The organism is Bradyrhizobium sp. Pha-3, assembly GCF_042258325.1.
Lineage (GTDB): Bacteria > Pseudomonadota > Alphaproteobacteria > Rhizobiales > Xanthobacteraceae > Bradyrhizobium > Bradyrhizobium elkanii.
The window spans coordinates 9177418-9198998 of sequence record NZ_CP170151.1 but is presented as its reverse complement, the minus strand read 5'-3'; the positions used below and the strand labels follow the sequence as shown (position 1 = coordinate 9198998).

Below are 21581 nucleotides of genomic sequence, written 5' to 3'. Positions count from 1 at the left end.
CATGCCGATCAGCGGAGATTGATTTGCGTCCGACCTCGGCAAACCAAAAAGGACGGCCCCAGGGCCGCCCTTTTCGTAACAGTCGATTTGCCAGTCGATTGGCCTGGACTTACTCGCCGGCAGCTTCGCGCGGCGCCGAAGCCTCGGTCTTCTGCGTGGCCTCGAGGTCCTCGCCGGTCGTCTGATCGACGGCCTTCATCGACAGGCGGGTCTTGCCGCGATCGTCGAAGCCGAGCAGCTTGACCTTGACCTTGTCGCCTTCCTTGACGACGTCGGAGGTCTTCTGCACGCGGTTGGCCGCGAGCTGGCTGATGTGGACGAGGCCGTCCTTGGCGCCGAAGAAGTTCACGAACGCGCCGAACTCCATCACCTTGACGACGGTGCCCTCGTAGATCTGGCCGACCTCCGGATCGGAGGCGATCGACTTGATCCACTTGATCGCAGCCTTCATCGCCTCGCCATCGTTGGAGGCGACCTTCACGGTGCCGTCGTCCTCGATGTTGACCTTGGCGCCGGTCTTCTCGACGATCTCGCGGATCACCTTGCCGCCGGTGCCGATCACTTCGCGGATCTTGTCGGTGGCGATCTTGAAGGTCTCGATGCGCGGTGCGTATTCGCCGAGCTCGGCGCGCGCCGCGGTCAGCGCCTTGGCCATCTCGCCGAGGATGTGGATGCGCCCTTCCTTGGCCTGGCCAAGCGCAACCTTCATGATCTCCTCGGTGATACCCTCGATCTTGATGTCCATCTGGAGCGAGGTGATGCCCTGGTCGGTGCCGGCGACCTTGAAGTCCATGTCGCCGAGATGATCCTCGTCACCGAGGATGTCCGACAGCACCGCGAAACGCTGACCTTCGAGGATCAGGCCCATGGCGATACCGGCGGTCGGCCGCTTCAGCGGCACGCCGGCGTCCATCAGCGACAGCGAGGCGCCGCAGACCGAAGCCATCGAGGACGAGCCGTTCGACTCGGTGATCTCGGAGACCACGCGGATCGTGTACGGGAACTCGTGGTGCGGCGGCAGCACCGGGTGGATCGCGCGCCAGGCGAGCTTGCCGTGGCCGATCTCGCGACGCTTGGTGCCGCCGAGGCGGCCGGTCTCGCCGACCGAGTAGGGCGGGAAGTTGTAGTGCAGCAGGAACGTTTCCTTGTAGGTCCCCGACAGTGCATCGATGTACTGCTCGTCCTCGCCGGTGCCGAGCGTGGTCACGACCATCGCCTGGGTTTCACCGCGGGTGAACAGCGCCGAGCCGTGGGCGCGCGGCAGCACGCCGGCTTCGGCGATGATGTTGCGCACGGTCTTGGCGTCGCGGCCGTCGATGCGCTTGCCGGTGTCGAGGATGTTCCAGCGAACGATCTTGGCTTCCAGTTCCTTGAATACGCCGGCGACGCGCAGCTTGTCGTATTTCGGCTCCTGGCCTTCCGGGAAGAAGTGCGCGAGCACCTTCTCCTTGACGGCGCCGACCGCGGCATAGCGTTCCTGCTTGACCGGGATCGCGTAGGCATTGCGGAGCTCCTGCTCGGCGATGCCGAGCATCTCCTTCTCGATCTCCGAATTGTCGATCGTGGTGACTTCGCGCGGCTCCTTGGCGGCCTTCTCGGCGAGCTCGATGATCGCGTTGATGACGGGCTGGAAGTGGCGGTGGCCGAACATGACCGCGCCGAGCATCACGTCTTCGTTGAGCTCCTTGGCTTCCGATTCCACCATCAGCACGGCGTCGGCGGTGCCGGCGACGACGAGATCGAGCTGGGTCTCGGTCATCTCGTCGAGCGTCGGGTTGAGCACGTATTCGTCATTGGCAAAGCCGACGCGCGCAGCGCCGATCGGGCCCTTGAACGGCGCGCCCGACAGGGTCAGGGCGGCGGAGGCGGCGACCAGCGAGACGATGTCCGGATCGTTCTCCATGTCGTGCGACAGGACGGTGACGATCACCTGGGTCTCGTTGCGCCAGCCGTCGACGAACAGCGGACGGATCGGGCGGTCGATCAGGCGGGAGACCAGCGTCTCCTTCTCGGTCGGCCGGCCTTCGCGCTTGAAATAGCCGCCGGGAATGCGGCCGGCAGCGTAGGTCTTCTCCTGGTAGTCGACCGTGAGCGGCAGGAAGTCGACGCCTTCGCGCGGTGCCTTCGCCGCGACGACGGTGGCAAGCACTACGGTCTCGCCGTAGGTCGCCATCACGGCGCCGTCGGCCTGGCGGGCGATCTTGCCGGTTTCAAGTTTGAGGGGACGTCCACCCCAGTCGATCTCGACGGAATGCGTGTTGAACATTTCGGTCTTCTTTCATGGTTTCACGAAAGCATGGCGCCCTGAAACACAAAGACCATGCCAAGACGGCGAGACACTGACACGCGGTTGCGATCAGTATCCGGCGATCCTGCCATGGTCCCTGGATTTCGGATGGCGTCCATCCTTTCGGTCATCTGGGCATCTTGCCCGGTCCAGCGGCCGGATTGCTGCTGGACGCTAGTTGGCATGGCACTATTGCCATGCTGCGCATGATCATCTTTCGGCAATTCGAAAGTCCGAGTTCGCGGACGACCATGCGAAAACGCGCGCGAACCCTCGCGCGCGTGCTTCTCAAATCAACGACGGATGTTGTGCTTTTCGAGCAGCGCCTTGTAGCGCGCCTCGTCCTTGCGCTTGATGTAGTCAAGCAGGGAGCGACGCGTCGACACGAGCTTCAGGAGGCCGCGGCGGGAATGGTTGTCCTTCACATGGCTCTTGAAGTGCTCGGTGAGGTTATTGATGCGTTCCGACAGGATCGCGACCTGAACCTCGGGCGAGCCGGTGTCGCCGGCTTTGTTGGCATTCGTCTTGATGACTTCCGCTTTGCGTTCGGCGGTAATCGACATCGTCAGTTACTTTCATTGTTGCGAGCCGGACCGGCAGTCAGTCCGTTCAGGTTGAACACGCGCTTGGGGATGAGTTCGCCATTGCCAATTTCGGCAAGCGCGAGAAGCCGGCCTGCCACCGTGACATAGACTGTGCCGCTGGTATTGGGCGCATCCCGTCCGCGCAACAAAACGGCCTGGCCCCTGTGGAGCCTTGCCGCATCAGCCCGTGTGACGGCCAGTGCCGGGATGTCGTCCAGCGCGGTCTCAACGGGCAAAAGCGCGTCGGCGAGGCTGCCCTCGCCAGACGCGGCTCTATTGCATAAAGCCTCCAACTGTTCCAGCGGAATCATGTCCCGTTCGGTAAACGGACCGACAAGGGTCCGCCGCAGGGCGCAGATGTGGCCGAAGCAGCCCAGAATCCGGCCCATATCGCGGGCCAGCGCCCGGACATAGGTTCCCTTGCCGCACTCGGCCTCGAACACGGACTGGCCGTTATCTCCATGTTCCAGAAGGGTTAATTCATGGATCTCGACCGGGCGGGGCTTCAGTTCCACGGTCTCGCCGTCGCGCGCCAGGTCATAGGCGCGCTCGCCCTGCACCTTGATCGCCGAATATTGCGGCGGGATCTGCTCGATCACCCCGGTGAAGCGCGGCAAAAGTTCCCGGATCGAATCCGCGGTCGGCCGGCTCTCGCTGGTCCTGACCGGCCGCCCCTCGGTGTCGTCGGTGTCGCGCTCCTCGCCCCAGCACACCGTGAAGCGGTAGCGCTTGCGGCCGTCCATCACGAACGGCACCGTCTTGGTGGCCTCCCCCAGCGCGATCGGCAAGCCGCCGGAGGCGAGCGGATCGAGCGTCCCGGCATGGCCGGCGCGCTTGGCCTGGAACAGGCGCTTGAGCACCGCGACCGCCTGCGTCGAGGTCATGCCGATCGGCTTGTCGAGCACCACCCAGCCGTGGACGTCGCGCTTGTCGCGGCGCGGCTGCTGGTTCTGCCTGCCCTGCTTCTGGCGCGGGTCGTTGTTGGTGCGGCGCGCATCGTCGCTGCGCTGGCCGGCAAAAGCATCCCGCTCAGCGTCGCGCGCGTCGGCATCCTTCGCGTCGATAACGCCGTTGGTCGTCATCACAGTCATCACTCGTCGTCCGAATCGGGTGCAAGGTCTCGCCGCACCGCAGGTGTCCGCAGTAGTTTCTCGATGCGCTCCGCCTCGTCGAACCGCTCGTCGACGCGGAAGCGAATGTCGGGTGCAAATTTCAGGTTGACGCGATGCGCGATCTCGCCGCGAAGGAACTTCTTGTTGCGCTCGAGCGCCGATATCACCGTGTCGGTGTCGCGGCCGCCGAGCGGCATCACATAGATCGTCGCGAGCTTCAGGTCCGGCGACATACGCACCTCGGGAACGGTGATGATGTGGCCTTCCAGATCGGGATCGTGGACCTCACCCTGTGACAGAATCTCGGCAACTGCATGGCGAACCGTTTCGCCGACGCGCAGCTGACGTTGCGATCCGCCGGGGCTGGAACTCTTCTTTTGACGGGGCATGACCTTCTTCCAAAACCGTCACGCCCGCAGGCCTTGGCCGCGGGCATCAATGTCTAGCTTTGCTTTCAATCAGACAATGCGCTGGTGGCCGGACCAAAAGTCCGGCCGCGCAGTCGCATTTTCAGTTAAATGGACCCAACGCTTCGTAAGATTTGGACTTACAGAGAGCGCTGGATCGTCTCGATGCGGTAACACTCGATCACGTCGCCGACGCGCATGTCGCCGTAGTTCTCGAACGCCATGCCACACTCCTGGCCGGCGACCACTTCCTTCACTTCATCCTTGAAGCGCTTCAGCGTCGACAGCTTGCCTTCGTGCACCACCACGTTGTCGCGGATCAGGCGAACATTGGCGCCGCGTTCCACGGTGCCGTCGGTGACGCGGCAACCCGCGACCTTGCCGACCTTGGAAATGTTGAACACTTCCAGGATCTGCGCGTTGCCCAGCATGGTTTCGCGCAGCGTGGGCGCGAGCAGGCCGGACATCGCCTTTTTGATGTCATCCACGAGGTCGTAGATGATGTTGTAGTAGCGGATCTCGATGCCGTTGCGCTTGGCCGCGGCTGCCGCTTCCTTGTTGGCGCGGACCGAGAAGCCGATGATCGCGGCGTTGAAGCCTTCCGCCAGCGTGACGTCGGACTCCGAGATGCCGCCGACGCCGGCATGCAGGATGCGGGCGGCGACCTCGTCGGTGCCGAGCTTCTCGAGCGAGCCCAGGATCGCTTCCAGTGAGCCCTGCACGTCGGCCTTGACGATCAGCGGGAACTCCTTGCGGCCCGCGGTCTTCAGCTGCGACATCATCTGCTCGAGCGAGCCGCGCATGCCGGAAATCGAGGCAGCCGCGTTCTCGCGCTTCTGGTGCGCGCGGTAGCTCGTGACCTGGCGGGCGCGGGCTTCGTTCTCGACAACGGCGAGACGATCGCCGGCTTCCGGCGGACCGTTGAAGCCGAGCACCTCGACCGGCACGGACGGACCGGCCTCCTCGAGATTCTCGCCCTGGTCGGAGATCAAGGCGCGGACGCGGCCCATTTCGGCGCCGGCCACGATGATGTCGCCGATGCGCAGCGTGCCGCGCTGCACCAGCACAGTTGCGACCGGACCACGGCCGCGATCGAGCTTGGCTTCGATCACGGTGCCTTCCGCCGGACGCTGCGAATTGGTCTTCAGGTCGAGGATTTCGGCCTGCAGCGCGATCATCTCGAGCAGCCGGTCGAGATTGGTCTTGTTCTTGGCCGAGACCTCGACGTCGACGACGTCGCCGCCGAGCGATTCGACCTGCACCTCGTGCTGGAGCAATTCGGTGCGCACGCGCTCGGGGCGTGCGTCGGGCTTGTCGATCTTGTTGATCGCCACGATCATCGGCACCTTGGCCGCCTTGGCGTGGTTGATCGCTTCGATCGTCTGCGGCATCACGCCGTCGTCGGCCGCGACCACCAGCACGACGATGTCCGTGACCTTGGCGCCGCGGGCGCGCATCGCGGTGAACGCGGCGTGGCCGGGCGTGTCGATGAAGGTGATCTTGGTGCCGCTCTCCGGCGACAGCACCTGATAGGCGCCGATATGCTGGGTGATGCCGCCGGCTTCGCCCGACACCACGTTGGCATGGCGCAGCGCGTCGAGCAGCGAGGTCTTGCCGTGGTCGACATGGCCCATGACGGTGACCACGGGCGAACGCGGCTCGGTGTCGGTGGAATCGTCGACGACGTCGAACAGGCCTTCTTCCACGTCGGACGCGGCGACGCGCTTGACGGTGTGGCCGAGTTCTTCGGCGATCAGCTGCGCGGTGTCGGCATCGATCACGTCGGTGATCTTGTGCATCGCGCCCTGCTTCATCAGCATGCGGATGACATCGACCGCGCGCTCCGACATCCGGTTCGCGAGTTCCTGGATCGCGATCGCTTCCGGAATGACGACTTCGCGGATCAGCTTTTCCTTCTGCTCGTTTGCGGCGTGACCCTTCAGCCGCTGGGTACGGCGGCGGAACGAGGCGATCGAGCGCTCGCGCACGTCATCGGCGTTGAGCGCGGTGACGACGGTCAGGCGTCCGCGCTGCTTCTGCGGGCCGGGCTTGTGAGTGGTCTTCGGGGCCGCGACGGGACGCACGGCGCCGCCGGGGCGACGCACCAGGCGCGGACCTTCGTCCTCGTCCGCCTCGGCGGCAACGGCCGGCGGCCGCCCCGGGGCAGCAGGCGTGCGCGCAGCAGGCGTCGTGGTCGTGGTCGGGCGGGCTGCGCCGGGCGCACGGGCGGCCGGAGCAGACGCATGTGCGGCTCCGGCAGGCTTGGCGGGAGCAGCGACAGGCGCCGCACCGGGCTTGGCCTCGCCTTCGCCAAAGCGGCGCTTGGCCTCGACCTCGGCCTTGCGCTTGGCCTCTTCCTCGTGGCGATGGCGTTCCTCCTCCGCCTTGCGGCGGGCCTCGGCGGCCTCGCGCTCGGCCTTCTCGGCAGCCTCGCGGACGGCGCGGCGCTTGGCTTCCTCTTCGGCCTGGCGGCGCTCTTCGATGTCGCGCTGACGGGCGTCGGCCAGCGCGCTGGCACGCGCGGAACGCTCATCCTCGGTCAGGGTCGGCAGCACCACGCCGGAGCGGGTGTTACGCTGTTGCTGCCCGGGAGGCGGGCCCGAGGGGCGGCCGAGCGGCGGCTTGGCGGCGGGCGCCGCCGGCTTTGCAACCACGGGTTCCGGCGCATGCGCCTCGCCGGGGCCATCGCCACCGACGCGGCGCTTGCCGCGCTTCTCGACCACGACCTGCTTGGTCCGGCCGTGGCTGAAGCTCTGGCGCACGGTGCCCGTCTCGACGCGCGGCTTCAGCGACAACGTCTTGCTCGGGACACTCAAAGTCTTGTCGCCAGGGGTCTTGGTATCAACCATTCAGCAGTCCTAATCTCGTTTCGCTGTGCGTTTGCCGCACAAATCCTTCAACGTGTCGTCGTTTGCTGAGCATGACCGGTCGGAAAGACGGCGTCCGCCTTCCCGGATCACGCTCTGGAATTTCTGGCCGCTTCGGCGGTCTTGTCGTCGTCGGCCATCCGGTATCGGACCAGCATCTGGCAGCGCGACAGGAACGTCTTGCTCGCTGGGCCCGCGAGCAGCGCAGCATGTATCACATTTGATCGCCCAAGTGCCAAATCCAATTCTTCCGACGTCAAAACATTGACGACGGGGATTACCGGCGATTCACCACGTTTTTCGCCCCTTTGCCTGACGATCGCGTCCAATTTGCGGATTCCGTCCGCTGCGCCGTCGGAAGCGTGGATCAGGGCTGCAGTTTCGTTCCGGTTGAGTGCGTCCTCGACCTTGCCGAAGCCCGAAACGACCTGACCGGCCTTGGCGGCCATTGCCAGGGCCTCGGTGACGCTGCGCACCAGGAGGGTGTCGGTGTCGGTGGGAAGCGTCGGCGCGACGCGGACGTCGCGCTTGAATCCCTTGCTAAATTGGTGACGGCGGACCGCTTCCGCAACGCTGCGCCGCGATGCGGAAACCCATAATCCGCGGCCGGGCAGCTTGCGCTTCAGATCCGGGATCACCTCGCCTGTGGGCGTAATGACGAACCGGATCAGCTCGTCGATCGGACGCACCTCGCGGCTGACCGCGCACATCCGCGTGGTCGCGGACTTCTGCGTCCGCGGCCCATCGTCGAGATCGGGGTCAGCCTGAGCCAGCATCCGTCGGGCATCTCCTTACGAAGCCGTCGTTTCTGCTTCGGCGGCCTCGGCCTCCTCGGCAGGCTTGGCGAGGTCGGCCTCGGTGATCCAGCCGGCCTTCAGACGGGCCTGCATGATCATGGCCTCGGCCTCGTCGCGCGAAATCTCGATGCCGTCGAGGAACCCGGCATGCTTGGTCGGCTCGCCGCCTTCCTTGCGCTCGGTCCAGCCGACCAGATCGTCGGTGGCGCAGCCGGCGAGATCCTCGACCGTCTTGACGTCGTTCTCGCCGAGCTTGACCAGCATCTTGCCGGTGATGCCGGGTACGTCCTTCATGGCGTCCTCGACGCCGAGTTCCTTGCGCTTGGCTTCCAGTTCCGCCTCGAGCTGTTCCAGATATTCGCGGGCGCGGGTCTGCAGCTCGTTGGCGGTCTCCTCGTCGAAACCCTCGATGCCGGCGAGTTCCTTGACGTCGACCAGCGCGAGTTCCTCGACCGAGGTGAAGCCTTCGGAGGCGAGCAGTTGGCCGACCACCTCGTCGACATTGAGCGCTTCCATGAACACGCGGGTCGAGTTCTCGAAGTCGGCCTGGCGGCGCTCCGACTCTTCCTGCTCGGTCAGGATGTCGATGTCCCAGCCGGTCAGCTGCGAGGCGAGGCGGACATTCTGGCCGCGGCGGCCGATCGCCAGCGACAGCTGGTTGTTGGTGTCGGGAACCACGACCTCGATGCGCTCGCGGTCCTCGTCGATCACGACCTTGGCGACTTCAGCCGGCGCCAGCGCGTTGACGACGAAGGTCGCGATGTCGGGCGACCACGGGATGATGTCGATCTTCTCGCCCTGCAGCTCGTTCACCACGGCCTGCACGCGCGAGCCGCGCATGCCGACGCAGGCGCCGACCGGGTCGACCGAGGAATCGCGCGAGATCACGCCGATCTTGGCGCGCGAGCCCGGATCGCGGGCGACCGCCTTGATCTCGACGATGCCGTCGTAGATCTCCGGCACTTCCTGCGCGAACAGCTTCGCCATGAACTGCGGATGGGTGCGCGACAGGAAGATCTGCGGACCACGGGTCTCGCGGCGCACGTCGAAGATATAGGCGCGGACGCGGTCGCCGTTGCGGAACACCTCGCGCGGCAGCATCTCGTCGCGGCGCACGATTGCTTCGCCACGGCCGAGGTCGACGATCACGCTGCCATATTCGACGCGCTTGACGATGCCGTTGACGATGTCGCCGATGCGGTCCTTGAATTCCTGGTACTGCCGGTCGCGCTCGGCCTCGCGCACCTTCTGCACGATCACCTGCTTGGCCGACTGCGCGGCGATGCGGCCATATTCCAGCGGCGGCAGCGTGTCGGCGATGGTGTCGCCGACCTGGGCGCCCGGATTGGCGCGCTGCGCGTCGTGCAGCGAAATCTGGTTCGACGAGTTTTCGACGACGTCGACCACCAGCATGTGGCGGGTCAGCCGCAGCTCGCCCTTCTTGGCATCGATCTCGGCATGGACGTCGGTCTCGCTGCCGTAGCGGGCACGCGCGGCCTTGGCGATGGCGTCTTCCATCGCCGCGATCACGATGGAGCGGTCGATCGACTTTTCGCGCGCAACTGCGTCTGCGATCTGCAGCAGTTCGAGTTTGTTGGCGCTGACTGCCATGGCTTAGTCTCCTTCGGATGGATCGATCTCGCCACGGCGCGCGCGCTCGGCCGCCAGGCGGTGCTTTTTGGTGTTGGTCGGGGCCGGCTTCTTGTCGGGCTTGTGAGCAGGCTTGTCACCAGGCTTGGGTTTCGGCTTCTGACTCTTCGCCGGATCGCTCATCTTGGCGTGGGCCGGTTGCGGCGGCGCGAGGCCGAGTTCGCGGCGCAGCTCGCGCTCGGCGGCCTTGCCGCGGCGCATCGATTCCTCGATCAGCTCGTCGGTCAGCACCAGCCGCGCGTCCGAGATGTCCTCCATCACCAGGAGAACCTCGGCGTCCTCGTCGGGACGCGGATCGTCGCGCCTGATGCGCACCGCATCACCCTCGACGCCGGCCAGCACGCCGCGGAACCGCTTGCGGCCCTGATGCGCCACCGCCATCTCGATCTTCACGAGATGCCCGGTGTAGCGCTCGAAGTCGGAGCGGCGCACCAGCGGGCGGTCGATGCCAGGCGAAGAGATTTCCAGCCGGTAGGCGCGCTCGATCGGGTCGGCGACATCGAGCACCGGCGACAGCGCGCGCGAGATCGCCTCGCAATCCTCGAGCTGCATCGAGCCGTCGGGCCGCTCCGCCATAATCTGCACGGTGCAGCCGGCGTCGCCCGAGACCTTGATGCGCACCAGGCGATAGCCCATGCCCTGCAGCACCGGGACCGCGACCGCGGCGACGCGCGCCGCAACCCCGGGCTCGACGACGAGACGCGGCTCGGCGAGCAGTTCGGTGTCCACGGACGTGGAGGTCGGTTCGGTCATATCCAGTGTCAAAGGCTGTCTAAGGTCTAAAGGCTGCTGAGGTCTGTTGTGTTGTTCAGGTGGCCTTAAGGGGCCGCTAACGCTACCCAAACGGGACCCGGCCTCGCTGGGTCCCCGTCAGGTAATAAAAAAGAGCGGGTCCCGGGGGGCCCACTCTCCTACGCGATCGTATGAGATGCCATAAGTTGCGCTGGATATAGCTCTTTTGCCCGGGTCCGGCAAGGCCCCCGGGTCCGGCGGGAGGCGATTTTACGGCTGCCCGGATGCCGGATTGATCTAACCCTCCGTTTACGAACGGGACCATAGATTGCCGAAAATCGGCAGAAGCCGCCGGTTGGACAAGGCTCATGACGACAGCCCCCGCGCTGATCCCGGAACTCGACGACATCGTTCGCCGCGGCGACCCCAAGCGCCGCGCCGAGGCCGCGCGGCGGCTCGGCGAGCTATTCCTGCAGGGCGCCGCGAGCTTCCGCCCCGATCATATCGACCTGTTCGACGGGGTGCTGACCAGCCTGGTGCCGCATGCCGAGCTTGCTGCGCGGGTCGATCTCGCCGAACGGCTCGCGCTCCTCGGCAACGCGCCGCGCCATCTGGTCGGGCAGCTCGCACGAGACGACGAGGTCGCGATCGCGGGGCCGCTGCTGCGCCGATCGCCGGTGATTGACGAAAAGGTGCTGGTCGAGATCGCCAATGCCAAGGGCCAGGGCCATCTGCTCGCGATGGCTGAGCGATCGAAGCTCTCGACCGCGCTGACCGACGTCCTCGTCCGCCGCGGCGATCGCGATGTGATCCGATGCGCGGCCGGCAATGCGGGCGCCGCGTTCTCGGATGCGTCCTTCGCGACGCTGGTGCGGCGCGCCGGCCAGGACGGCGTGCTGACGCTGCGGATCGGCCGCCGCGATGATCTTCCGCCCGAGCATCTGAAGGGCCTGCTCGCCGGCTCGATCGACGTGATCCGCCGCCGTCTGCATGCCGTCGCCAAGCCGGAACGCCAGGCCGAGATCAAGCTGGCGATGAACGAGATCGAGGGTGTGATCGTTCAGGTCGAGGGCCGCGACTTCACAGCCGCGCAGCGCGCCATCCTGGCGCTGCATCGCGCCGGCGAATTGAACGAGGCCGCGGTGGCCGGCTTCGCAAAGGCCTTCAAATATGAGGAATGCGTGGCGGCGCTCGCCGCGATGGCCGGCGTGAAAATCGTCACGCTCGATCGCCTGATCTCCGGCGACCGTTACGATCCGATCCTGATCGCCAGCAAGACGATCGGCTTCGAATGGCCGACCGTGCGCGCCCTGATCCTGATGCGGCTCGGACCGAACCGCGTGCCGTCTCCTGCCGATATCGAAGGTGCGCGGGTGAATTTCGTGCGCCTGATGCCGTCAACGGCGCAGCGCGTCGTGGAGTTCTGGAAGTCGCGTTAGTTCAAGCGCAACGTTGAAACCCGTCATCCTGAGGAGCGCCGCAGGCGCGTCTCGAAGGATGCACGGCCACGCTGTTGCAGCCGGGCCGTCGTGCTTCGAGACGGCCGCTTTGCGGCCTCCTCAGCATGACGGATCATCAAATACCTCCCAATTTCAAATTGACCCGCTATGCTTTCCGCAAGGCGCGACACAGCGCCAACGGGGAGATCGCCATGCTGACGGACGCCGACATCCAATCGCACGCCGCGCGGATCCGCGACGACGGATATACCGTGATCGAGCGCGCCGCCTCGCCCGATTTGGTCGAGGGGTTGAAGGCGGCGGTGCTGAGAATCGAGAGCGAGCACAATCTCGTACCTGCCAGGACGTCGTTCGAAGGCTTCAAGACGCTGCGCATCAACAACCTCCTGACCTATGACGACCTGTTCTGGGAGGTGCCGCTGCATGACAACGTGCTGCCGGTGGTCGAACGCGTGCTGGACAGGGAATGCCTGCTCTCGTCGTTCTGCTCGCTGGTGCTCGGGCCCGGCCAGGAGGCGCAACCGATTCACGAAGACACCCAATTGATCCCGTTGCCGCGGCCGCACATTCCGATCACCATCAATGCGATCTGGGCGCTGTCCGATTTCCGCGACGACAATGGCGCGACGCGGATCATTCCGCACAGCCACAAATTCGATTCGTCGCCCGAATACGGCAAAAAGTACGACGCGGTCACCGCGACCATGCCGGCCGGCAGCGTGATGCTGTTCGACAGCGCGCTGTGGCATGGCGGCGGCGCCAACAGCAGCGACGCCAGGCGCTTTGCCTTCTCCTGCGCCTATTGCTGGGGCTGGATGCGGCAGCAGGAGAACCTGCAACTCGGCATTCCGCGCGAGACCGCGGCCCGCTTTCCGCGCCGTTTGCAGGAATTGTGCGGCTACAGCGTCTACAAGGGCCAGTTCGGCCACATCGACAATCACGATCCGATCGAACTGCTCGGCCGCGAGCGCGGCAAGCGGATGGTGTGGGAGGCGACCGACGTCAGGAAGGCGCGCCTGGCGGGGCAGTAATTCCCTTCGCCGTCATGCCCGGGACAGGCCCGGGCATGACGAGGTGCTAGAGCGTTTTCGAGCGAAGTGGATACCGGTTCGCGTGAAGAAAACGCGTCAAAACAAGAATCTAGAGCCCCGTTCCGATTCCATCGGAACGGGAAAAGCTCTAGAGCCTGCGAAACCTCAAATACGCCGCCTTGCGCCCCTCGCGCTCGGCTTTGGCGCCGTAGCGCGTCATTGTGTAGTTCGGCCACGGCTGTTGCCAGTCGATCGCGCGCTCGGCGAGCCAGGCGAAGTCGGGCGAGCGCATCAGATGCGCCAGTGTCCAGGCGCAGTAGTCGTCGATATCGCTGACGAAGCGGAATTCGCCGCCCGGCGGAAGCAGCCGCGTCATGGCAGTGACCGTCGCATCCTGCACGAAGCGCCGCTTCCAGTGCCGCCGCTTCGGCCAGGGATCGGGATGAATCAGGTCGATACGCGCAAGCGAGCGCTGTGGCGCCCAGGCCAGCAGTTCGGCCGCGTCGCCGGCGAACAGGCGGATATTGCGGATATTCAGTGCCTCGATCTGGGTCAGGATCTTCGCCATGCCGTTGACATAGGGCTCGCAGCCGATGAAGCCCGTGGTCGGAAAGGCCTGTGCCTCCGCGATCAAATGCTCGCCGCCGCCGAAGCCGATTTCGAGCCTGACATTCTCGGTGCCGTCATCGAACAACTCGGTCAGCGCCTCGGGCGCGGGCGCCGAGATGTCGATGGCCAGATGCGGCAGCAGAGTGTCGATCAGGTCGGCCTGATGCGGGCGCAGCTTGTGGCCCTTGCGCCGTCCGAAGAACGAGCCGCGCGCATGCGCCATCGCGCCACCGTCGGGGGAATCGCGATCGCCGCGGTCGCCTGGAGCCGGTGTCATCGCAGCGTTTGATAGAGACGGTGGAGCAGCCGCGCGCGCGGCTCGATCGACGAGATATAGAGCTGCTCGTAATGGGTATGCGCGCCCTTGCCGTCGACGCCGAGGCCGTCGAGGGTTGCGGTGTGCGGGGCGGTGAAATTGCCGTCGGAGCCGCCGCCGGTGAACACATCCGCCAGCTCGAAGCCGAGCTCGGCGGCCAGCCCCTTGGCGTGCTCGTAGAGTGCGGCGCCGGCGTTGCTCTTCTCATAGGGCGGACGGTTCAATTCGCCCGATATCTTCACGCTGACGCCCTCGGTGCGTGAGGTGATCCCGAGGATCTGCGGCACCAATTCGTCGGCGTCGGCCATGGTCGGCACGCGCATGTCGACTTCAGCATAGGCCTCTTCGGCGATCACGTTCGGCTTGGTGCCGCCGCGGACGACACCGACATTGACGGTGACGCCGCGCTTGAGATCGTTCATCGCCTCCAGCGCCTGGATCACATTGCCGAGTTCCCGGATCGCGCTGCGGCCGTCCTCGGGGCGCGTGCCGGCATGGGCCGGCGCGCCCTTGATGAACACGTCGAACCGCGCAACGCCCTTGCGTCCGGTGACGATCTTGCCGCCGTCGCGCGCCGGCTCCGTCACCAGCACGTATTTGGCCTTGCGGCCCTCGGCCTCGATCAGCGCCCGCGAGGTCGGGCTGCCGATCTCCTCGTCCGATACGTAGAGCTGGGTGATGCCGAGCGGCGGGCGCGCGCCGTCGGCGCAGGCCTGCGTGAATGCATGATAGGCGAGATAGGCGCCGCCCTTCATGTCGTAGATACCGGGGCCGAACGCGCTGTCGCCGTCGACCTTGAATGGTAACCGTTCGATGAATCCCATCGGATGGACTGTGTCGAGATGGCTCAGCACCAGGATGCCCGGCGCGTCCTGGCCCCAGGACGAGCGCGTCACCAGGTGATCGCCGCAGCCGTCGCGTCCCGCGATGCGCTCCACCGTGGCCGGCAGGTCGCGATAGCCCGACGCGACGAGATCAGCCAGCTTGTTGACCTGATCGGGCCGCTCGGTCGGAGATTCGATCTCGACCCAGCGGCGGATGCCGTCGAGAATCACGGCGGTTTCGAACGGATTGCTGGACATGCTGTTGTCGTCGCCTGTGAATTTCGCTTTGTCATTGCGCGCACGCGCCAAAGCATGATCCGAAATCATGCTCAAACGAGGCGCTAAAGCGCGATGATGCTCAAGCTGAACTCATCGCGTTAGCGTACGCCGGAATGGCATATTCCAGATTTGACGATCGCTCAAACGGATATGGCTGAATCAGACCTGCTCGGCCGCCTCGCGCGCCGCGATCTGCTCGACCAATTCGACGATGCTGCGGCGGAGCTTGGCGTCCGCAATCCGCGTGAAGGCGCGGGTCAGGGCCAGGCCCTCGGCGGTTGCCAGAAAATCGGAGACATAGGTCGGCGAGGCGCCCTCGCTGAAGCCGTCGGCGGTCTTGACCCCGCTCGGGCCGCCGTCGAACAGGAAGGAGACCGGCACCTGCAGGATTTCGGAGATCTGCTGCAGCCGGCTGGCGCCGACGCGGTTGGTGCCCTTCTCGTATTTTTGCACCTGCTGGAACGTCAGGCCTAACGCCTCGCCCAGTTTCTCCTGGCTCATGCCGAGCATGATGCGTCGCATCCGGACGCGGCTGCCGACATATTTGTCAACAGGATTGGGCGCTTTGGTGGACATCTCCAACTCTCCTAAGGGATTGCGCGCCCGTGGATGAGGCAAGTTGGAAGTGGAGTATGCCTCAGGCGCCGGTGCCGTCAAATCCTGCAAGGAGGATCGGGACGAAATGCGGACAATTTGCGCAAAGGGGCTGACTTGGCTTGTGATTTCGCGTGGACCCGTACAATGCGAAGTGCACGGTCGATCTGTCAACTGGTGGAATCATACTGAGGTAAATTTCGACGTTTTTTCGGGTTCGCGACAACCGGCGATATGCGGCCGTCAGGCTTTTCGCCTCACAAACCGCCGCCGCAACACGAACGCCAGGGCTGTGATCACAATCACAGCGGCGGGGATGTTCCCGACACGCGCATAGATCGTCGGCGCGATGGCCGCCGGCAGGCCGGCATCGAGCACGCCTTCGATGCCGAGCCCGAGTTGTGCAACGATCCGGCCGACGGGGTCGATGACGGCCGAAATGCCCGTATTTGCGGCGCGGACCATCGGCAGGCCTTCCTCGATGGTGCGCAGCCGGGCCTGTTGCAGGTGCTGGTAAGGGCCGGTCGAGATTCCGAACCATCCGTCATTGGTGACATTGACGATCCAGCCGGGACGGTCGTCGCGGCTCACGACATTGCCGGGAAAGATCGCCTCGTAGCAGATCAGCGGCAGGGCGCGCGGTGCATTCGGAATATCGAGCGTCCGGCGGATCGTGCCGGGAATGTAGCCGCCCTGCACCTTGGTGAGCTGCATGAAGCCGACCTTCTCCATCCAGTCCTGGAACGGCAGATATTCTCCGAACGGGACAAGATGCAGCTTGTCGTAGACCGCAAGCACGCTGCCGTCATGGTCGATGACGTAGATGGAATTATAGGCGCGCGTGACGCGGACGCCGGGCGGCAGATCGGGCGCGCGCACCGAACCGGTGATCAGCACGGTTCCCTTCGGCAGGAGGTCGGCGATCTGCGCCATCGCGTCGGCTTCCTTGGTCAGGAAGAACGGAAACGCGGATTCCGGCCAGATCAGGATGGTGGCATCCTTCACGCCGGTGGCGTGCGGCCCGGAGGCGCGATCCGACAGGGTGAGATATTTCTGCATCACCGCCGCCTTGGCGGAGTAGTTGAACTTGGCGTCCTGCTGCAGATCAGGCTGCATGATGCGCAGCTTGACGCCGTCGACCATCCTGGTCGGCTGCTGCGCGAGGCGGACCACGCCGAACGCCAGCATCGCTGCCAGCACCAGCACCGCCGCCACCGGCGCGCGCCACGGCTGGCGGCCGCGCGAGGCGCCGTCGATCAGCACGGCCGGGCTTGCGAAGATCGCGACGGCCAGGAACGTCATGCCCCACAGCCCGATCAGCGACGCGGTCTGGGCCAGCGCCAGCGGCTCGGTCAGTGCGTAGCCGAACGCATTCCACGGAAAGCCGCTGAGGAGATGGCCGCGCAGCCATTCCGAAATCGTCAGGCTGACCGCGAGCGCCAGCACGCGCGAGACATCGCGGGGCCAGATCAGCCGCGCCAGCGCGAAGCCGAACGCAGTGAACAAAGCGAGATAGGCGGGCAGGCCGAGCACCGCGAACGGCGTCAGCCAGGCGAAGGTGTCCGCATCGACGAAGAAGGCGTAGCCGATCCAGTACAGCCCCGGCACGAAATAGCCGAGGCCGAACCAGAAGCCGGACAGCGCCGCGGCGGGCAGACCGCGCCAGCGGCCGGCCGCGCTGCCGTCGATCAGCCAGACCGCGATGGAAAAGGTGAGAAACAGAACCGGCCAGGCGTTGAACGGCGCCATCGCCAGCGAAGACAGCGCGCCGGCCGTGAGCGCGAGGACGGCGCGCTTCCATCCCCAGGTCAGGATGATTGCAAGGCCGATCGATCGGAGCTTGTCGGACAGCCTCACTGCGGACCGGCTCCGTCGCCGGGCGGCGGCATGTTGTCGTTCGCCTGCGGGTTTCCGGAGTCCGGCGCCTGCTCGCGGCGCCGCTCGCGCTCCTTGCGCGGCGTCGGCCGTTCCTTGCGCGCGGTGATGCGCACGCGCTTGACCCGCCGCGGGTCGGCGTCGAGCACCTCGACCTCGTAATTGCCGGGTCCCGAAATCACCTCGCCGCGCACCGGCAGGCGCCCGACGAACGATACGAGGTAGCCGCCGAGGGTCTCGACCTCCTCGCCGGCGTCGCCGATCACGAAGTCCTCGCCAATCACCGAGCGGACATCGTCGAGGCTGGCGCGCGCGTCGGCGATGAAAGAGTTGTCCGGCTGGCGCACGATGGACGGCGGTTCGTCGGAATCGTGTTCGTCGTCGATCTCGCCGACGATCTGCTCGACGATATCCTCGATCGACACCAGCCCGTCGGTGCCGCCATATTCGTCGACCACCAGCGCGAGATGGATCCGCGAGGCCTGCATCTGCGCCAGCAGGTCGATCGCGCGCATCGATGGCGGGATGTAGAGCAGCTTGCGGATGATATTGGCTTCCGACAGCGGCAGTGCGAGATCGACGCTGCGCAGATCGAGCCCCGCCGGGAACGGCTTCTTGCGCTTCGTCTTGGTCGCGTCGGTGACGCGGGCCTTCGCGGTCATGAAGGCGAGCAGGTCGCGGATGTGCACCATGCCCTCGGGGTCGTCGAGGGTTTCGTTGTAGACGACGAGCCGCGAATGCGCCGCGCTCTCGAACAGGCTCATCAATTCGCCGAGCGGGATGTCGCGCTTGACCGCGACGATGTCGGCGCGGTGCACCATGACGTCGGCGATCCGCCGCTCGTTCAGCGACAGGATGTTGCGCAGCATGGTGCGCTCGATCGCCGAGAAGCCGACATCGTCGGGCGTCGAGGCGTCGAGCACCACCTGCAAATCATCGCGCACCGAGCCGGCCTTCCAGCCGAACAGCGTGCGGATCGCGCGCACCAGCCAACCCTCGGCCGCCGGGCGCTGCACCTCGCCGTCGTGCACCACCGCGGGCAGATTGCTCACGTTGCGCGGGTTGTCGTGGGTCGGTTCGGAATCCGGCATGTCAGGCGATCCGATCCGCATAGGGGTCGGGAATGCCGAGGGAAGAGAGGATCTCGCGCTCGAGCGCCTCCATGTCCTCGGCATCGTCGTCGTTCTCGTGGTCGTAACCGATCAGGTGCAGGAAGCCATGCACCGCGAGATGGCTCAAATGGTGGTCGAACGGCTTCTGTTCTTCATCGGCTTCCCGCCGCGTCGTCTCATAGGCGATCGCGATATCGCCGAGCATGCGCGGGGCATCGTCGGGTCCGCTGGCGCCTTCAGGCTGCAGCGCCGGAAACGACAGCACATTGGTCGGCTTGTCGATGCTGCGCCAGTTGGCGTTCAGGGTGCGGATACCGGCATCGTCGGTCAGCATCACCGCAAGCTCGGCGTCGGCGACATCGGCATCGGCGATTTCGGCGGCAGCCTCGATGGCGCGGTGGATCACCGCGTCGGCATTGGGCTCGGCCTGCCAGCATTCGGCGGTGACGAGAACCTCGGTTGCAGGAAAAGCAGACACGTTGGTTTCAAAATCTGCGTTATGGCCGGATCCCGCGTCGTGCGGGCTCGCGGCCGAAGCTATTGGTCTCAAGATCTGGCGTTTGCCGGCTTTTGCGGCAATCCCTCATAGGCGGCCACGATGCGCGCCACCAACTCATGGCGGATGACGTCCTCGGCCTTGAAATGCACCTGCGCGATGCCTTCGACGCCGTCGAGCAGCTTCACGGCTTCCGTGAGCCCCGAGGCCTGGCCGTGCGGCAGGTCGACCTGCGACGGGTCGCCGGTGACGATCATCCGGCTGTTCTCGCCGAGACGCGTCAAAAACATCTTCATCTGCATCGTCGTGGTGTTCTGCGCCTCGTCGAGGATGATGGCGGCATTGGTCAGGGTGCGGCCGCGCATGAAGGCGAGCGGGGCGATCTCGATCTCGTTGCCCTGCAGCGCGCGCTCGACGACGCGGGCGTCCATCAGATCGTACAGCGCGTCATAGATCGGGCGCAGATACGGATCGACCTTTTCCTTGAGGTCGCCGGGCAGGAAGCCGAGCCGCTCGCCGGCTTCCACCGCGGGCCGCGTCAGGATGATGCGATCGACCTCCTTGCGCTCGAACAACTGCGCGGCATGGGCGACCGCGAGCCAGGTCTTGCCGGTGCCGGCCGGGCCGATGCCGAACACCAGCTCATGCCGCTTCAGCGCGCGGATGTAGGAATCCTGCGCCGCGGTGCGGGCGCGCACCGGACGCTTGCGCAGATTGATGGTCTCGAAGGTCGGCTTGGCGGTCTTGTTGTCGAATTCGAACAGCGAGCCCTGCGCGATCACGGCGCGGATCGCGCCTTCGACCTCGCCCTGGTCGAGGTCGTGTCCTTCGACGGCCTGCGCATAGAGCGTCTCCAGCACGCGCCGCGCCGCGTCGCAGCCGTCGCGGGAGCCTGCGATGGTGAGATGATTGCCGCGGGAATCGACCACGACGCCGAGCCGCCGCTCGATCAGCGCCAGATTTTGTCCGTAGGGGCCGACCAGCGCGGATGCCGCGCGGTTGTCGTCGAAATCGATGACGACCTGAGTTTCAGGGGGACGGGTCTCAGGTGGCATTTGCATGTCGCGGTCAGGTTTGCGGCTGGGAGCGAGCGAAGACGAATCCGATGCGCTTTTGGGCAAGGATTTCAGGCTCCAATGGTCTGCGAAATGAGGCCGGGCGCGGATCGCGGCGCGAGTTCGCCGATCAGGCTGTAGCGCTCGAGGCTGTCGATCCGCACCGGGAGGACCTGGCCGATGATGTCGGGCGATGCCATCACATGGGCGGGCTGCAGATAGGCGGTGCGGCCGACGATCTGGCCCGGATTGCGCGCGGCGCGCTCGAACAGCACATCGACCGTTGTGCCAATCGTAGCCCGGTTGAAGGCCGATTGCTGGCTGTCGATCAATTCCTGAAGCCGCCCCAAGCGCTCGTCCATCTCGGCTGCTGACACTGTCTCCCGCATCTCCGCCGCCGGCGTGCCCGGCCGTGGCGAATACTTGAATGAATACGCCGCAGCGTATCCGATTTGCGTGACAAGCGCGAGGGTGGCGGAAAATTCTTCCGCGGTCTCTCCGGGGAAGCCCACGATAAAATCTGATGAAAAAGCAATATCTTGCCGTGCGGCGCGGAACCGGTCGATGACGCGCCGGTAGTCATCGGCGGTATGTTTGCGGTTCATGGCGGCAAGGATCCGGTCCGACCCCGATTGCACCGGCAGGTGCACGAACGGCATCAGTTCGGGCAAATCGCGATGTGCCGCGATCAGGGCGTCATCGACGTCGCGCGGATGGCTGGTGGAGTAACGCAGCCGCGTGACGCCTGGGATTGCGGCGAGCCTTTGCAACAATCTGCCGAGTGGCCAGACGCGGCCGTCGGGGCCTTCGCCGTGATAGGCGTTGACGTTCTGTCCGATCAGCGTGAATTCGCGCACGCCATTGTCGGCGAGCTGCTTCACATCGTCGATGATCCTGGCGACCGGACGCGAGACTTCCGCGCCGCGGGTATAAGGCACCACGCAGAAGGTGCAGAACTTGTCGCAGCCTTCCTGCACCGTGACAAAGGCTGAGATGCCGCGGGCGCGGATCGCATCCGGCTTCGGCTGCGGCAGGAAGCCGAACTTGTCCTCGACCGGGAATTCCGTTTCCAGCGCGCGGCCGTTTTGTTTGGCGCGCTTCAAAAGCTCGGGCAGATGATGATAGCTCTGCGGCCCGACCACGATGTCGACGGTCGGCGCGCGATGGATGATCTCGGCGCCTTCGGCCTGCGCGACGCAGCCGGCGACCGCGATCTTCATCTCCCGGCCCGCCCGCGCGGCCTCGTCCTTGGCGACGCGCAGCCGCCCGAGCTCGGAATAGACTTTCTCCGACGCCTTCTCGCGGATGTGGCAGGTGTTGAGGATCACGAGGTCGGCGTCTTCGGCGCTCGCGGTCTCGACAAAGCCCTCGCCGGCCAGCGTGTCCGCCATGCGTTGCGCATCGTAGACATTCATCTGGCAGCCATAGGACTTGATGTGCAGCTTGCGCGGCGTCGTCATGGAACCCTGAGAGCGAAAAATGGAAACGGCGCCA

18 protein-coding genes are annotated in these 21581 nt (G+C 65.4%); 2 read left to right on the top strand and 16 right to left on the bottom strand.

The features are described 5' to 3' along the window. Window positions 1-109: 109 nt before the first annotated feature. From pnp to rimP, 8 genes are all read right to left on the bottom strand, one after another. Complete coding sequence (gene pnp, locus ACE10X_RS43840) at window positions 110-2266, bottom strand: polyribonucleotide nucleotidyltransferase (RefSeq protein ID WP_038382605.1); 2157 nt, start codon at window positions 2264-2266, stop codon at window positions 110-112. Between the two features lie 314 nt (window positions 2267-2580). Beyond that, window positions 2581-2850, bottom strand: a complete 270-nt coding sequence (gene rpsO, locus ACE10X_RS43835; RefSeq protein WP_016844725.1) for a 30S ribosomal protein S15 — start codon at window positions 2848-2850, stop codon at window positions 2581-2583. A 2-nt stretch (window positions 2851-2852) separates the two neighbouring features. Then, window positions 2853-3962 carry a tRNA pseudouridine(55) synthase TruB gene (truB, locus tag ACE10X_RS43830; RefSeq protein ID WP_038382604.1) on the bottom strand — a complete coding sequence of 370 codons (1110 nt, stop codon included), beginning with the start codon at window positions 3960-3962 and terminating at the stop codon, window positions 2853-2855. Continuing rightward, the gene (rbfA, locus tag ACE10X_RS43825) at window positions 3962-4372 is read right to left on the bottom strand and encodes a 30S ribosome-binding factor RbfA (RefSeq protein ID WP_253638166.1); all 411 of its coding nucleotides are present in this window, start codon (window positions 4370-4372) and stop codon (window positions 3962-3964) included. Before rbfA ends, truB begins: the two co-directional genes overlap by 1 nt. Before the next feature lie 158 nt (window positions 4373-4530). Further along, complete coding sequence (gene infB / locus ACE10X_RS43820; protein ID WP_038382602.1) at window positions 4531-7239, bottom strand: translation initiation factor IF-2; 2709 nt, start codon at window positions 7237-7239, stop codon at window positions 4531-4533. Between the two features lie 107 nt (window positions 7240-7346). Then, complete coding sequence (locus ACE10X_RS43815) at window positions 7347-8033, bottom strand: RNA-binding protein (RefSeq protein WP_038382601.1); 687 nt, start codon at window positions 8031-8033, stop codon at window positions 7347-7349. A 15-nt stretch (window positions 8034-8048) separates the two neighbouring features. Beyond that, window positions 8049-9665: a transcription termination factor NusA gene (nusA, locus tag ACE10X_RS43810; protein ID WP_028343910.1), complete on the bottom strand. Its 1617-nt coding sequence runs from the start codon at window positions 9663-9665 to the stop codon at window positions 8049-8051. A 3-nt stretch (window positions 9666-9668) separates the two neighbouring features. Next, window positions 9669-10457 carry a ribosome maturation factor RimP gene (gene rimP, locus ACE10X_RS43805; protein WP_038382600.1) on the bottom strand — a complete coding sequence of 263 codons (789 nt, stop codon included), beginning with the start codon at window positions 10455-10457 and terminating at the stop codon, window positions 9669-9671. A gap of 347 nt (window positions 10458-10804) precedes the next feature. Between rimP and ACE10X_RS43800 the strand changes: the two genes are divergently transcribed. Beyond that, entirely contained in the window at window positions 10805-11875 is a 1071-nt protein-coding gene (locus tag ACE10X_RS43800; protein ID WP_038382599.1) for a DUF2336 domain-containing protein, read from the top strand. Between the two features lie 212 nt (window positions 11876-12087). Further along, on the top strand, window positions 12088-12927 hold the full coding sequence (locus ACE10X_RS43795) for a phytanoyl-CoA dioxygenase family protein (protein WP_038382624.1): 840 nt from the start codon (window positions 12088-12090) through the stop codon (window positions 12925-12927). A 148-nt stretch (window positions 12928-13075) separates the two neighbouring features. Here ACE10X_RS43795 and trmB read toward each other — a convergent pair whose 3' ends face one another. From trmB to miaB, 8 genes are all read right to left on the bottom strand, one after another. Continuing rightward, complete coding sequence (gene trmB, locus ACE10X_RS43790) at window positions 13076-13813, bottom strand: tRNA (guanosine(46)-N7)-methyltransferase TrmB (protein ID WP_038382598.1); 738 nt, start codon at window positions 13811-13813, stop codon at window positions 13076-13078. Then, complete coding sequence (locus ACE10X_RS43785) at window positions 13810-14934, bottom strand: M20 family metallopeptidase (RefSeq protein WP_038382623.1); 1125 nt, start codon at window positions 14932-14934, stop codon at window positions 13810-13812. Before ACE10X_RS43785 ends, trmB begins: the two co-directional genes overlap by 4 nt. Before the next feature lie 180 nt (window positions 14935-15114). Beyond that, complete coding sequence (locus ACE10X_RS43780; RefSeq protein ID WP_016840389.1) at window positions 15115-15531, bottom strand: helix-turn-helix domain-containing protein; 417 nt, start codon at window positions 15529-15531, stop codon at window positions 15115-15117. A gap of 261 nt (window positions 15532-15792) precedes the next feature. Next, window positions 15793-17406: an apolipoprotein N-acyltransferase gene (gene lnt / locus ACE10X_RS43775; RefSeq protein ID WP_038382597.1), complete on the bottom strand. Its 1614-nt coding sequence runs from the start codon at window positions 17404-17406 to the stop codon at window positions 15793-15795. Further along, window positions 17403-18515, bottom strand: a complete 1113-nt coding sequence (locus ACE10X_RS43770; RefSeq protein WP_038382596.1) for a hemolysin family protein — start codon at window positions 18513-18515, stop codon at window positions 17403-17405. The genes lnt and ACE10X_RS43770 overlap by 4 nt, the downstream gene beginning before the upstream one ends. Before the next feature lies 1 nt (window position 18516). Continuing rightward, window positions 18517-19014, bottom strand: a complete 498-nt coding sequence (gene ybeY / locus ACE10X_RS43765; protein WP_038382595.1) for an rRNA maturation RNase YbeY — start codon at window positions 19012-19014, stop codon at window positions 18517-18519. A 68-nt stretch (window positions 19015-19082) separates the two neighbouring features. Continuing rightward, window positions 19083-20153, bottom strand: coding sequence for a PhoH family protein (locus ACE10X_RS43760; RefSeq protein WP_077231173.1), 1071 nt, complete (start codon window positions 20151-20153; stop codon window positions 19083-19085). Between the two features lie 5 nt (window positions 20154-20158). Continuing rightward, window positions 20159-21547, bottom strand: coding sequence for a tRNA (N6-isopentenyl adenosine(37)-C2)-methylthiotransferase MiaB (gene miaB, locus ACE10X_RS43755; protein WP_038382594.1), 1389 nt, complete (start codon window positions 21545-21547; stop codon window positions 20159-20161). Window positions 21548-21581: the final 34 nt, after the last annotated feature.